This window comes from Mesorhizobium sp. (genome assembly GCF_024509055.1).
Lineage (GTDB): Bacteria > Pseudomonadota > Alphaproteobacteria > Rhizobiales > Rhizobiaceae > Mesorhizobium.
In genome coordinates, this window is sequence record NZ_JANINM010000385.1 from 55,952 (window position 1) to 70,227 (window position 14,276).

The following is a 14,276-nucleotide window of genomic DNA, read 5'->3' on the forward strand; positions in this document are numbered from 1 at the left end:
TATGATGCTATCGCCAGCACTTGCGCGACACCGATACCTTCTACAGGTGTGCTTCATCGCGGTCGCATCCACGGTCTGCGTGTTGGTGACAGACGCATTTGCGTTCAGATCACCGGCCAATCTGGCCTGGATGATCGGACTCCCCGTTGCAGTGGGAATGATCGCGAACGTCGGTTGGGGTCGACGATGCTTCATGGCTATGGCCCTGCTGGGCGTTGCGCTGATCGTCGGAACGTTGATTGGTGTGAACTTCACCAGCTATGGCTGATGTCCGTCATCGCATCCTCAGACTGGCAGAAAGCGTGAGCAGGCCGACTACGATTGCGAGCGGGCGCGGATGATGGCGAGCACATTGTCATTTAGCATGAGCAGCCCGTCCCGCCCGCTGTCAGGTAATCTGAGCAGGAAGTCGCTCTGTTTGCGAGCAGAGGCTGCTATGATTGCAAGCGCCTACACCTAGGCGCTGATGCGGTTGGCCACGAGTTCGTCGACCACCGCAGGGTCGGCCAAGGTTGACATGTCTCCGACTTCGCCCGGTTTCCCTTCGGCAATCTTGCGCAGAATGCGGCGCATGATCTTGCCGCTGCGCGTCTTGGGTAGGCTGGGCGCAAACTGGATCGCATCGGGCGTGGCGATCGGACCGATCTCGCTGCGCACCCATTTGCACAGCGCGGCACGCAGGGCCTCGTCGCCATCCTGATCCGCGTTGAGCGTCACGAAGGCGTAAATGCCTTGTCCCTTGATATCGTGCGGCATGCCCACCACCGCCGCTTCCGCCACACGCTCATGCGCCACCAGCGCGCTTTCGACTTCGGCGGTGCCCATGCGGTGGCCCGATACGTTGATCACATCATCCACCCGGCCGGTAATCCAGTAATCGCCATCGGCATCGCGACGTGCGCCGTCTCCGGTGAAATAGCTGCCCGGGTAGGTGCTGAAATAGGTCTGAAAGAAGCGTTCGTGATTGCCGTAAACCGTGCGCATCTGACCGGGCCAGCTACGGGTGAGGACGAGATTGCCCTCCACCGCGCCGGCCAGTGTGCGGCCTTCGGCATCGACCAGTTCCGGAAATACACCCGGCAGCGGCTTGGTCGCCGATCCTGGCTTCGCCTCCGCCGTGCCGTTCACGGGCGCGATCAGCGCCGCGCCAGTTTCGGTCTGCCACCATGTGTCGACGATGTCGCAACGCTCGCCGCCGATCACGCGGTGATACCAGTTCCAGGCCTCGGGATTGATCGGCTCGCCTACGGTGCCGAGCAGCCGCAGCCGGGACAGATCGTGTTGTTTCACCGGCTCCTCTCCTTCGCGCATCAGCGCGCGGATCGCGGTCGGCGCGGTGTAGAACACGGTGACGCCCAGACGCTGGCACGTTTCCCATAGGCGTCCGGCATCAGGATAGGTCGGCACGCCGTCAAACATTACCGTGCTGGCGCCGTTCGCGAGCGGCCCGTAAACGACATAGCTGTGGCCCGTGATCCAACCGACATCGGCCGTGCACCAGAATAGATCGTCGTCGGCTAACCCGAATAGAAGATCCGTGGTGAGCGTGACCCACAGGAGATAACCGCCGGTGCTGTGCAGCACGCCCTTGGGCTTGCCGGTCGATCCGCTGGTGTAGAGAATGAACAGCGGATCTTCCGCATTCATTGGCTCGGGCGGACAATCGGCATCGACCCCTTTGCTCAAGTCGTGCCACCACCAATCGCGGCCCTCCTTGAGATCGACCTCGGTCGTCGTCCGCTGTACGACGATAACCGTTTCGACCCCGCCCGCCTTTGCACAGGCCGCGTCGACATTGGCCTTTAGGGGAACCGACCTGCCGCCGCGCCTGCCTTCATTGGCGGTGATAACGAGCTTGGCGCCGCAATCGGAAATACGATCAGACAGACTATCGGGTGAAAAGCCACCGAACACCACCGAATGTACCCCGCCGATTCGTGTGCAGGCAAGCATGGCGATCGCGGCTTCGGGTACCATCGGCATGTACAGGACTACCCGATCTCCCTTGGCGACTCCGCGGCCCTTCAACACATTGGCGAAACGACAGACTTCCGTATGCAGTTCGCGGTAAGTGAGGGTTCGCCCCTCGCCCGGCTCGTCCCCTTCGAAAACGATGGCGGCGTTGTCGCCACGGGCATCCAGATGGCGATCGAGGCAGTTGACCGAAACATTCAGTTCGCCGTCGGCAAACCAGCGAATGCCGAAGTCGGCTTTGTCGAAGCTGCTCTCGTCCGCTTTGGTCGGGAAGACGCTCCAGTTCAGGCGGCATGCCTCGGCCAGCCAAAAGGCGTCGGGATCGCGCTCCACCGATGCTTGCATCGCGTGAAGCCTGTCGGTTGCCGCCAACATGGTGATCTCGGCCTTCTCATAGACACGGCTTCGCACGAGAAAGCGTCGGCCCGTTCCGTTGTCGAGGCTGAACATCCCGCCCCGTCCCTCCACCACGTCGAGGATCAGCTGCGTGTGCTTCCATGCCGCGAATTGCTGCGCCCCGATATAGACTGGCGTGGTGCCTATGGTGCCGAGCAGCACGTCCGATCCGCCAAGGCAAAACTCGCTGCGGGGATAAACCATCGGGCTGGAACCGTCGCAGCAACCGCCCGACTGGTGGACCAGCACCGGGCCGTGACGGTCGACGATTTCGGCCAGCAGCGCCGCTCCCGCCTCGGTGGCAATCACACGGCGAACCAAAGCGGCCCGCCCCATTTTTCCCTCGTCCTGCTCGTCACCGTTCGCCATTATACGGTCAGGTCGAGGACGACCCGCCCTTCGATCTGGCCCTGCCGCATACGGTCGAACACCGAGTTGATGTCTTCGAGACCGGCAGTCGAGATCGTCGCCTTCACCTTGCCGTCGCCAGCGAATTCGAGCGATTCCTGCAGGTCCAGCCTGGTGCCGACGATGGAGCCGCGTATGGTAATACCGTTCAGTACCATGCCGAAGATGTTGAGCGGGAAATCACCCGGCGGCAGGCCGTTAAGCGCGACGGTGCCGCCGCGCCCGATCATGCCGACCGCCTGTTCAAAGGCCTTTTCGCTCACCGCGGTCACCAGCGCGCCGCGCGCGCCTCCGCTGGTCAATCGCCTTACCGTCGTGGCGGGATCATTGTCCGTCCGTGCGTTGACCGTCTCCACCGCACCGAGCCTGCGGGCGAGGTCGAGTTTGGCGTCGTCGACGTCGACGGCGACCACCTTCATCCCCATGGCCACCGCATATTGTACCGCCATATGGCCGAGACCGCCGATGCCGGAGATGACGACCGCATCGCCGGGCCGGGTATCGGTCATCTTCAGGCCCTTGTAGACCGTCACGCCCGCGCACAACACCGGCGCGATTTCGTTGAAGCCGACATTGTCCGGCAGGTGGCCGACATAATTGGGGTCGGCCAGCACGTAGTCGGCGAACCCGCCATTGACCGAATAGCCGGTGTTCAACTGGCTTTCGCACAGCGTCTCCCATCCACCGAGGCAGTGCGTGCAGTGACCGCAAGCGGTGTAGAGCCAAGGCACGCCGACCCGGTCGCCTTCCTTCACGTGGGTCACGCCCTTGCCCACAGCGGAGACAAAGCCCACGCCTTCGTGGCCCGGGATAAAGGGCGGCTCGGGCTTTACCGGCCAGTCGCCTTCTGCGGCGTGGAGGTCGGTGTGACACACACCGGAGGCCTGAATGGCAACCTGGATCATGCCGGGCTGGACCTCGGGCACCGGAACTTCCTCGATCCGCAGTGGCTCGCCAAAGGCGCGCACGACGGCGGCTTTCATGGTCTTGCTCATGACATCTCTCCTGTAGTTTTATCGTTCGAAGGCCGGGCGGCGGGCGAAACTCCGCGTCGCCGTGCCCGGGCTGTTCGCCTCAGAAGAAGCCGAGCTTCTTCGGGCTGTAACTGACCAGCATGTTCTTGGTCTGCTGATAGTGGTCGAGCATCATGCGGTGGTTTTCGCGCCCGATGCCGGATTGCTTGTAGCCGCCGAACGCCGCGTGGGCGGGATAGGCATGGTAGCAATTGGTCCACACACGTCCCGCGCGGATCGCGCGGCCGAAGCGGTAGCAGGTGTTCGCATCCCGGCTCCACACGCCCGCGCCCAGGCCATAAAGCGTATCGTTGGCGATGTTCAGCGCCTCATCCTGGTCCTTGAAGGTGGTGACCGACAGGACCGGTCCGAAGATTTCCTCCTGAAAAATCCGCATCCGGTTATGGCCACGGAACACGGTGGGTTTTACATAGTAGCCGCCTGCAAGATCGCCTTCGAACCGGGCTGCCTCGCCGCCGGTCAGCAGTTCGGCGCCCTCCTGTTTGCCGATATCGATGTAGGATAGGATCTTCTGCTGCTGTTCGGATGATGCCTGCGCGCCGATCATTGTCTCCAGATCGAGCGGATTGCCTGCCTTGATCGCCTCAACGCGCTGGATCGCGCGTTCCATGAAGCGGTCGTAAATGTTCTCATGCACCAGTGCCCGGCTTGGACAGGTGCATACCTCGCCTTGGTTGAGCGCGAACATCACTAGGCCCTCGATCGCCTTGTCGAGATAATCGTCGTCCTCGCGACATACGTCCTCGAAAAAGATGTTCGGACTTTTCCCGCCGAGCTCCAGCGTCACCGGGATCAGGTTCTCGCTGGCATATTGCATGATGAGCCGACCCGTCGTCGTCTCGCCCGTGAAGGCAATCTTCGCGATGCGGTTGCTGCTGGCGAGCGGCTTGCCGGCTTCCAAGCCGAAGCCGTTGACCACGTTGACCACCCCGGCGGGCAGCAGGTCGCCGATGATTTCCATCAGGACCATGATCGACGCCGGCGTCTGTTCGGCCGGTTTCAATACCACGCAATTGCCTGCCGCCAGTGCCGGTGCGAGTTTCCACACCGCCATCAGGATCGGGAAGTTCCACGGAATAATCTGGCCGACCACGCCCAGTGGCTCATGGAAATGATAAGCGACCGTATCGTGATCGATCTCCGAGATACCGCCTTCCTGCGCGCGGATGCAGCCTGCGAAATAGCGGAAGTGATCGATCGCCAGCGGAATGTCCGCGGCCATTGTCTCGCGTAGCGGTTTTCCGTTGTCCCAGGTTTCCGCGATGGCGAGCTCGCGAAGATTTTCCTCCATCCGGTCCGCGATCCGATTGAGGATCAAGGCTCGCTCGCTAACGCTGGTGCGGCCCCAGGCCTCCTTCGCCGCATGCGCCGCATCCAGCGCGGCTTCGACATCGGCCGCCTGACTGCGTGCCACCTGACCAATGGATCTGCCGGTAATCGACGAGATGTTGTCGAAATAGCGCCCGTCCTTGGGCGCGGTCCACTTTCCGCCGATGAAGTTGTCGTAGCGTTCCGCGAACGGCACCGTCATCGAAGTGGCGGGGTTGGTCTGTATGTCCATCACGTCATCCTCTCGAAACCGCCGGATCCTTCCGGTCGCGAGGACGATAGTTCCGCGAGATGGCGGCGGTGCACAGGGACTGCCGGTTGATGGAATGGGTCGATTGTCTCGCTATCGAGACAATGGGGAGACCAGATATGTCAGCGACGCTGCAAACCTACCCTTTCCATTCGACGATAGAGAGTAGCTCGACCGATGCCGAGTTCCTTTGCCGCCTTGGTGGCGTTGCCGTCTGCCCGCGCCAGCGCGCGGCGCAAGAAAGCCCGTTCCGAGTCAGCGAACGAGGTGGCTTCTTCGCCACCGAGGATATTCGAAGCCGTGCGGCGGCCCCCGAGACACGCGTTGGTCAGTTTGAACCGATGCCTTGCAGCGAAGGTCGCGCCGATGACCAGATCGTCCCGATCAACGGCCAGCAAGGCTGCATCGCCGCCTGGCAGATTGGCATCGATGATCCGGTACGAGGCGAAATGCGCGCGAAAGATGCCGCTCTCGATCCGGCGAGCGGCATCCTGCACGATCTTCTGAACGAGCATTCCCATCGCGGCGCTGTGGTCGTAGCGGCAGTTCGAGATATCCAAGGCGCCGACAAGCTGGCCGGTCGCATCGCGCACCGGCGCATCCATGCAGCTTATGCCCGTATTCCGGCTGGCGAAGTGTTCATCTCGATGGATCGTGACCGGTCGACCCTCGATCAGGCAGGTGCCGATCCCGTTCGTGCCTTCCCGGCTTTCGCTCCACACTCCGCCGGGCGTCAAGCCGATCCGATCGAAAAGCTCGCGGTCACCCGCGAGGCTACGCGCTTCCAGAACGACACCGTCATTGTCCGACAGCATCACGGCGCAACCCGTGGCAGAGACGATCTGGAACAGCTGGTCGAGCAAGGGACGCGCGACCTCCAGCATCAACTCACAGCGTTGCCGCCGCTGAATCAGGTCACTTGCAGATACAAGATCTGGAACCCGATCGGCTCCTGCGTCGAGACCGTGCTTTAGGCCCGAACGACACCAGCTGGCAGCAACAAGCGAATGCGCGGCACTGGCTGAGCAATGCAGGACCTCTTCGACAACTGCTTCATGCCGATCCTTCATCGCGCCGGGATACACGAAATGTCGCCAGTTGTCGAACCAATGCCGTAGTGTTCTGCATCCCGCCAGCGGCCTTTGGTGTGAAGAAAGGTATCCTTGCGTCGATAAATTGACATCACGCTGACCGGTCACCCTGCCTGCATCGTGCCATCCGGCAATTGCTTGCAGCCGCCCATCGGTTCGTCCGTCAGTCAGGACAGGTCGCTCATTTTGCGCTTACTACGGAGCCTGAACCAGATCCAGACGTTTCCATCATTGAACTCCAACCTTGAGCTGAGAAGATTTCCGATTTCCGATTTCCGAACGGAAACGGACTGTTCTGACTGTCTTTCATACCCTTCCGATCGGGAATGGTATGAGAGCCTAGTTAGGGGCAGGACCCATTGATGTGAGCGTCGCGATCTGATTCAGGCTCCGCGAGGAGACCGGAATGAGTGACCTGTTTTGGCTGACGGATGAGCAGATTGAGCGGCTGCGGCCGTTCTTTCCCAAGAGCCACGGCCGGCCGCGGGTGGACGACCGACGGGTTCTGAGCGGCATCGTCTTCGTCAACCGCAATGGGCTGCGCTGGCGAGATGCGCCCAGCGCCTATGGGCCACACAAGACGCTCTACAACCGGTGGAAGCGCCGGGGTGAGGCAGGCGTGTTCACGCGGATGATGGAAGGGCTGGCGGCGGCAGGCGCCGAGCCGAAGACGGTTATGATCGACGCCACCTACCTGAAGGCGCACCGCACGGCATCGAGCCTGCGGGTAAAAAGGGGGGCCTTGGCCGCCTGATAGGCCGCACCAAGGGCGGCATGAACACCAAGCTCCATGCCGTAGCCGATGCGAACGGACGCCCCTTGAGCTTCTTTATGACCGCCGGGCAGGTCAGCGACTACACCGGTGCGGCCGCGTTGCTGGACGACCTGCCGAAGGCTCAGTGGCTGCTAGGTGACCGCGGCTACGACGCCGACTGGTTCAGGGATGCGCTCCAGGCCAAGGGCATCCAACCCTGCATCCCAGGGCGGCGGTCCCGCAACGAGCCGGTCAGGTACGACAAGCGCCGCTATCGGCGACGTAACCGCATCGAGATCATGTTCGGCCGCCTCAAGGACTGGCGCCGCGTCGCAACCCGCTACGACCGCTGCCCGACCGTCTTCTTCTCCGCCATCGCCCTCGCTGCCACCGTCATCTTCTGGCTGTAATCAACGAGTCCTGACCTTAAAGCATGATCGCGCGCTTGGTGGGTGCCACTGCGGTAAGCATGTAACTGTCCCAAAACACCATCGTTTTTGGGACGGCAGCTATCGCCTGCGGTCTCCCGAAAGCCGCATGTCCGGAAACCACCCAGACCTAGCCATTAGATCGGCTCCGGGCACAACCCGGAAGCGGTCATTGAGTGTGGGGCGCTCCGCTGGACGGCGGTGCCCGGACGCATACACAATCACACGTCCCACCAACTTGCTGCTGTTCGCTATCCGTTCGCGTCTAGCGTACGTAAACCGCACTTTCGTGCAGTGAGCCCCGATAGGCGCACACCGCCGGATCGGCTTGGCTTCTCCCGGAAGCCTGCGGCCGATAGGCCGCCCCTGTGGCGGCGATAGCCGGCACGCAGCAAAGGCTCATTGCCCCTTAGGGCAATTCCGCATCCCCTTTCCTTGTCGTTTGATCCGCGTGTCCGCGGTTAAGTGATTCTGTTAAATAGGAATCGTTAAAAAGGTTAAGGGTCGAAAAGAGGTCAAAAAACCGCGTTTGTGCAATAGGTTGAGAAACCGTCCGGTGTGTGATCCCACGTGATTCGGTGTGTGATCCCACGATAGTGGGGTGTGTGATCCCACGACGGTTAGGTGTGTGATCCCACGATGACCGCTTGCCTCTTTGCGGGTCGATTATTGCTCAATCCACACTCTCAGCGCTCGTTGTCCGCTGTCGCCTTTGATGCGGATGAGCCTTGCGGTGTGTGATACCACGATAGTCAGCGTTCTCCGGCGAGCTTGTCCATTAGGTCGTCCACCTCGGCAGCGCGGCGGCGATCGGCATCGAACCGGTTCCGACGTTCCTGCTCGGCTTCCAACCTGGCAGTCAGCGCCAGCGCCTCAGCTTCACCCCGAAGTCGGAACAGCACGGCAGGACTGCCATCGGCTGTTGCAGCCATCTGCATCGCATAATCGGGGAGCTGGTCGGCCTCCACCACTTTGCGCAGCATCCGATTGAACTCTTTCGGTTTGCTGTCGCTGCCGGTCTTGTCGCGCAACACCTCAACGCGACACGTCCACCCGCCCTTCTGGTTGCCGGCGTGCTTGCGCGCGATACGATACAGGGCGCGCTCCAGCCCGCCAGTCAGCAGGAAATAATCCTGGTGCATGGTGAGAAGCGACCGCTCCCCCATTATGCCCTCATACACCCAATCCGACAGCGTGATGGTCATCCCGCGCGGTTGATCGGTGTCCGGGTCCACCTCCAGCGTCCATTTATCGAGCCAGTTGAAACCGGCCTTGGTGCGCCGCTTGGGTGCGCGGATCGAGGTCGATATAGAAGTCGTCTGAAGCCGCTGGAGTGCGGCTTGCAGCTCCTGATAGGCCCGGCCGCTAGTATCGCGCTTGATCGCCCTCAACAGGTCATAGGACGTTGTTTTAAGTGTTCGGGGAAGGTCGTTGACGCCCTGCTCCCGCATCCGGTTGAGCGTGGACGCGGCCCATATCAGAATATCGGCGTCCCAGATCGTCGCCATGCCATAGGCAGGGATCGCCTCGATCTTCACCCACGTCTCGCCGTCCGGGCTGCTATACTCGATAGGCTTCACCCTCTTGCGTTTCTGAAGCGAGAAAAACGGCCGCTCCATCGTCTCCCGCTGATCCTTCAGCGGAAGGTCGCCCATCAACGGGATGAACAGATCAAACTCGGGATTGGGATTCTGGCGCTTGGTCATGTCGCTTCAATCCTGCCGTTCTGCATTATTGCAGATGTGCACATTATCACATACGGCCGAATTGCTTGTCGGCGTCATACTTGGCGACCAGCTCGCTGATCGCCTCGGCAAGAAGGTCTTGGTGGCTGCGCCGGGTCCGCGCGGCCAAGACACGAAATGCCTCCGCCGTAGGATCGGCCGGATCGAAATATGCTCCGAGGTGATACTTTCCCGGCCGCTTGCCACTCGACCGTGCTGCACTCGAGGGTGAGGTCGACGGAGCCGGCTGATGATCCGGCTCGGGTTCGCGAGGGGAGGGGGACACTACTGCCGGCCCCAGCAGGGAAGTTCGTTTCGCCATAATCAAGCCTTCACATTTGCAGGTGTGCAATTCATCACATCATCAAATATGTGTTTCTGCAAGGCTGCAACCTCTAGAGCAGCCTTGCCTTTCGGCTCATGCTCGATGACGCCCAAGCCATAAGGCCATGCCGCTCGGTAGGCGCTGCGCTCCCGCAACACTGCACGCGCCACTCGCAAGCCGGTCGCCTCAGCAAGCGTTCTGGCATCGTCCAGCAACGTGGTTGCGGTAGGCGGGGCGGCATTCAGCACGACCACGCCCGTTCGCCCGGTACTGGTGATAAGCTGCGCCGTGCGCTTGATCGCATCGAGGTCGATCAATGACGGACGACAGGGAATGACGACCAGATCGGCACGCTGCGCCGCTGCGGCGGCTTCCGCACCCGCTGCCGGCGGTGTGTCGATGATCGTAAGCCCAAAGCCGTTGGCCTCTGCCGCATCGATCGCCTGATCAAGGCGGCGCGCACTGATCGGTTCGACGTGGGGTAATTCGGCTGTCCGTCGCTCGCTCCAGGCAGTCGCACTCTCCTGCGGATCGAGGTCGAAAAGAGCGGTCTTTATCCCGGCCGCTTCAGCGGCAACCGCCAGATTCACCGCCAGCGTCGTTTTACCGACACCCCCTTTTTGCGCTGCAAGCGTGATAATATGCAAGTGTGCACACCCTCAATAATGCTGAATTGATGATATGCAAAATGGCAGGATCGCACAATTGCTATTGCGCGAGTGCCTCATGTCCAGAGCAGAACTGTGGATTGCGCCAACGACTGACCAGCGACGGGGCGTTGCCTACGGCTGTCCCTTTTGGGGATGATGGAGCGAGGATCGCTCATCTAACATAAGTGGCTGGATCGGGCCGCTTTCTAAGTGCCGCCCGATAATCTATCTCTCGTCAGCGGCGATCGCCGTTCATGCAACTCTCAGGTATGTCGGCCGTCTTGCTCCAAGCACCAACCAGCAACACCGCTTTCCTCGATTTTCCCGGTGAGATGGCGCGCCTCATCCGCGAGAAGGATTGGACCGATACGCCGTTCGGCCCGATCGAAGGCTGGTCGACGGCGCTGCGCTCCGCCGTCAGCATCATCCTCGGCTCGCGCTTTCCAATGGTGCTCTATTGGGGCGAGACGCGCGCGCTGATCTATAACGACGCGTGGTCGCCGGTGCCGGGGCAGAAGCATCCCTGGGCGCTGGGGCGTCCAGGATATGAAGTCTGGGCCGAAATCTGGGACATCATTGGTCCGATGTTCGATCAGGTCATGAACGAAGGCTTGGCCACCTGGTCCGACGACCAGCTCCTGCCTCTCAACCGCTTCGGCTATGTCGAGGAATGCTACTTCTACTATAGCTATTCGCCGGTACGCGGCGAAACCGGCGAGGTCGAAGGCGTCTTCACCGCGGTTACCGAGACGACGCACCGCGTGCTGACGGAACGACGCGAGCGGCTGCTGCGCGAGATTTCCGAGGCGACATCGCATACGCGGACCTCGGACGATGCCGGGCAGGTCGCGGCCCAACGCATGGCCGGACTGCCGGAGGAAGCGCCGTTCTTCCTCGTCTATCTGCGTGACGAGGACGGTGCGCTGCGCCTTGTCGGCAAGGCCGGTCGTATCGATGGTGAAGACCTCGCGCCCACAAACATTCCTGCCGAGGGCCACCCGATCTGGCCATTCGTCGACGTGATGCGCAGCGGCATGCCGCTTAGGGTAGAAGGGTTGGCGCACCGTTTCGGCGACCGCCTGCCCGGCACGCCCTGGCCCGAGCCGGTCGAACAGGCGCTCGTGGTGCCGATCCTGAGCAGCCGACCGGAAGCACCCTTCGGCTTCCTCGTGGCAGGGCTTAGTGCGCGGCGCCGGCTCGACGCTGACTATCAGACGCTGTTCGAGCGCGTGGCAGGCCATATCGGCACTGCCGCCACCAATGCCGAAGCCTATGCCGAGGAGCGGCGTCGCGCCGAACAGCTCGCCGAGCTGGATCGAGCCAAGACGGCGTTCTTCTCGAACGCCAGCCATGAGTTTCGCACCCCCTTGACGCTGATGCTGGGTCCCGTCGAGGACATGCTCTCGCGTGCGGAAGGACAAAACCGCGACGAACTGGCGTTGGTGCAGCGAAACGGGCAGCGCCTGCTGCGTCTGGTCAACACGCTGCTCGATTTCAGCCGAATCGAGGCGGGCCGGGTACGTGCGGCGTTCGAGCCGACCGATCTGGCCAGCTATACCGCCGATCTCGCGTCCACATTCCGCTCGGCGATGGACAAGGCAGGGCTAGCCTACGTCATCGACGCAGCACCTCTCGATCAGCCGGTATGGGTCGATCGCGAGATGTGGGAGAAGATCGTTCTCAACCTTCTCTCCAACGCCTTCAAATATACGTTGGCGGGCGGCGTCACCGTCAAGCTTCGCGCGGAAGGTGAGAATGTCCGGCTCGATGTGATCGACACCGGCGTCGGAGTGCCCGAGGCCGAATTGCCGCTGGTGTTCGATCGCTTCCATCGCATCGAGGGGCAGCAGGGCCGCACCCACGAGGGCACCGGGATCGGCCTTGCACTGGTCAAGGACCTCGCGCAGCTTCACGGCGGCAGCGTCGAGGTTGCAAGCCGCCCTGGCGAAGGCACGACCTTCACCGTTACCGTGCCGTTCGGTCGCGCTCATGTCCCCACGGACGTTCCGGCTGCACCGGCCCAGCTTTCCACCGCAACGCGGGCCGAGACGTTCGTCTCAGAGGCGCTGCGCTGGTTGCCGGGCGGTGGAGATGCACCGGCGCAGACCCTGGCTGATCCCGCCACGAGCGAAGCATCGCGCGGGCAGACGGTTCTGCTTGCCGACGACAATGCCGACATGCGTGGCTATGTGGAACGGCTGCTGAGCGATGCCGGCTACCGGGTCGAGGCGGTTGCCGATGGGGAGGAAGCAGCCGAGCGGGTAGTGGAAGTAGCGCCCGACCTCATCCTGTCCGACGTGATGATGCCGCGGCTCGATGGCTTCGGCCTCATCAAGCGGCTGCGCTCGGACCCGGACACCGCCGATCTGCCGATCATCCTGCTGTCCGCCCGCGCCGGCGAGGAAGCATCGATCGAGGGGATCGAAGCCGGTGCCGACGATTATCTGGTGAAGCCGTTCGCCGCCCGCGAACTGCTGGCAAAGGTGGAGGGCGCGATCCGGCTAGCCCGGTTGCGCGGCGAAAACGCGGCGGAGTTGCGTGAGGCAAACCGCCAGCTTGCCGATCGCGAAGCCTTTCTGGCCGGTGTGCTGGCCAGCTCGACCGACTGCATCAAGGTGCTCGACCTCGATGGTCGCCTGACCTTCATGTCGGAAGGCGGACAGCGGATCATGGAGGTGAGCGACTTTAATCAGGTCGCAAGCTGTCCTTGGCCGGACTTCTGGACCGGCAGCGGCAACGAGCAAGCGAGGGCAGCGGTCGAGGCTGCACGCGCTGGCGAGACGCGCAGCTTCATCGGCCGGGCCAACACTTTCGCCGGCACACCGCGATGGTGGGACGTTGCCGTCAGCCCGATCATGGGGCCGGATGGCAAGCCCGAACGCATCCTGTCGGTGTCGCGCGACATCACCGCGACCCGCGAGAACGAGGAGGAGCGCAACCAGCTTGTCCGCATCGTCGAGAACAGCACCGACTTCATCGGTATGGCACGAACCGATGGCACGTCCTTCTTCCTGAACGATGCCGCGCGTGAGCTCGTCGGACTGGAAGATGCCGACATCGGCGCGATCTCCATCGCCGACTATTTTTCACCGGAGGAAGCGCGGATCGTCGCCGACGAGGTGCTGCCGCACGTCGACGAAACAGGTTCATGGTCAGGAGAGCGCACCTTCCGGCATTTCCGGACGGGTGAGCGCATTCCCGTGCTCTGCACCATCTTCCCGGTGACCGACAGCGACGGGCGACCGATGGGCTATGGCACCGTCACTCGCGACATTCGCGACCGCAAGCGTGCCGAGGAACAGCAACTGCTCCTCAACAACGAACTTGGCCATCGCCTCAAGAACGTCCTCACCGTCGTCCAGTCCGTTGCTTCGCAGACGCTGCGTCAGGCCGACAGCACCGCAGCAGCCGCGCAGGCGCTTGCCTCGCGCCTGTCGGCATTGGGCGAGGCGACCAACGTGCTGACCGCAGGCTCATGGGAATCGGCTGACCTGTTCCAGCTCGTCAGCAAGGCGTTGGCACCGCATGGCGGAGTGGGCGAGCGTATCCATGCCTCTGGCCCTAGGGTCACGCTTCAGCCCCAGGTGACGCTGGCGCTCGCACTGGCACTCCACGAGTTGGCGACCAATGCCGCAAAATATGGAGCACTATCCACACCAGAGGGACATATCGATCTCACCTGGGCTGTAACGAACGGACACAATGGCGAAGAACGCCGTTTTTCGCTGCACTGGAAGGAGGTTGGCGGACCTGAAGTCCACGTGCCGACACGGCGTGGGTTCGGTTCGACGATGATCGAGCGATCGCTTCGTGCGTATTTCCGGGGTCAGGCGCAGATTGCCTATCCGGCAACCGGCGTCGAATTTGAACTGCAATGTCCGCTCGGTGATGCGGGAACGGTGAGCGAGTAAGC

Annotated in this window: 10 protein-coding genes; 3 read left to right on the forward strand and 7 right to left on the reverse strand. The window is 62.1% G+C overall.

Features of this window, described 5'->3' with window-relative positions; all coding sequences use genetic code 11:
- The coding region (locus Q0L57_RS18910) for a hypothetical protein (RefSeq protein ID WP_296744629.1) at positions 1–268 on the forward strand (268 nt) is incomplete at its 5' end.
- 188 nt (positions 269–456) lie between these two features.
- Here the strand turns inward: Q0L57_RS18910 and acs are convergent.
- The 4 genes from acs to Q0L57_RS18930 form a co-directional block, all read right to left on the reverse strand.
- Positions 457–2,739, reverse strand: coding sequence for an acetate--CoA ligase (gene acs, locus Q0L57_RS18915; RefSeq protein WP_296744630.1), 2,283 nt, complete (start codon positions 2,737–2,739; stop codon positions 457–459).
- Positions 2,739–3,773 carry an alcohol dehydrogenase AdhP gene (gene adhP / locus Q0L57_RS18920; RefSeq protein WP_066278433.1) on the reverse strand — a complete coding sequence of 345 codons (1,035 nt, stop codon included), beginning with the start codon at positions 3,771–3,773 and terminating at the stop codon, positions 2,739–2,741. The genes acs and adhP overlap by 1 nt, the downstream gene beginning before the upstream one ends.
- A gap of 79 nt (positions 3,774–3,852) precedes the next feature.
- Positions 3,853–5,373, reverse strand: a complete 1,521-nt coding sequence (adh, locus tag Q0L57_RS18925) for an aldehyde dehydrogenase (protein ID WP_183937418.1) — start codon at positions 5,371–5,373, stop codon at positions 3,853–3,855.
- 140 nt (positions 5,374–5,513) lie between these two features.
- Positions 5,514–6,590, reverse strand: a complete 1,077-nt coding sequence (locus Q0L57_RS18930; protein ID WP_296744631.1) for a GAF domain-containing protein — start codon at positions 6,588–6,590, stop codon at positions 5,514–5,516.
- Between the two features lie 298 nt (positions 6,591–6,888).
- On the opposite strand from Q0L57_RS18930, the gene Q0L57_RS18935 reads away from it, so the two are divergent.
- Positions 6,889–7,646, forward strand: a protein-coding gene (locus Q0L57_RS18935) for an IS5 family transposase (RefSeq protein ID WP_251652389.1) whose coding sequence is annotated in 2 segments (ribosomal slippage) — positions 6,889–7,210 and positions 7,210–7,646 — 759 coding nt in all. Because the reading frame shifts where the segments join, the coding sequence is not laid out codon by codon here.
- 770 nt (positions 7,647–8,416) lie between these two features.
- On the opposite strand, the gene Q0L57_RS18940 is transcribed toward Q0L57_RS18935, so the two are convergent.
- Genes Q0L57_RS18940 through Q0L57_RS18945 form a run of 3 tightly spaced genes read right to left on the reverse strand, consistent with a single transcriptional unit; the run spans position 8,417 to position 10,360 of the window.
- Positions 8,417–9,370 (reverse strand): replication initiator protein A, encoded by a 954-nt coding sequence (locus Q0L57_RS18940; protein ID WP_296744632.1) that lies wholly within the window; start codon positions 9,368–9,370, stop codon positions 8,417–8,419.
- Positions 9,371–9,416: 46 nt separating this feature from the next.
- Entirely contained in the window at positions 9,417–9,710 is a 294-nt protein-coding gene (locus Q0L57_RS34290) for a ribbon-helix-helix domain-containing protein (RefSeq protein WP_366940933.1), read from the reverse strand.
- A gap of 2 nt (positions 9,711–9,712) precedes the next feature.
- On the reverse strand, positions 9,713–10,360 hold the full coding sequence (locus Q0L57_RS18945; protein WP_296744633.1) for a ParA family protein: 648 nt from the start codon (positions 10,358–10,360) through the stop codon (positions 9,713–9,715).
- A 284-nt stretch (positions 10,361–10,644) separates the two neighbouring features.
- Here Q0L57_RS18945 and Q0L57_RS18950 point away from each other — a divergent pair, with 284 nt between their 5' ends.
- Positions 10,645–14,274, forward strand: coding sequence for an ATP-binding protein (locus tag Q0L57_RS18950; protein WP_296744634.1), 3,630 nt, complete (start codon positions 10,645–10,647; stop codon positions 14,272–14,274).
- Positions 14,275–14,276: the final 2 nt, after the last annotated feature.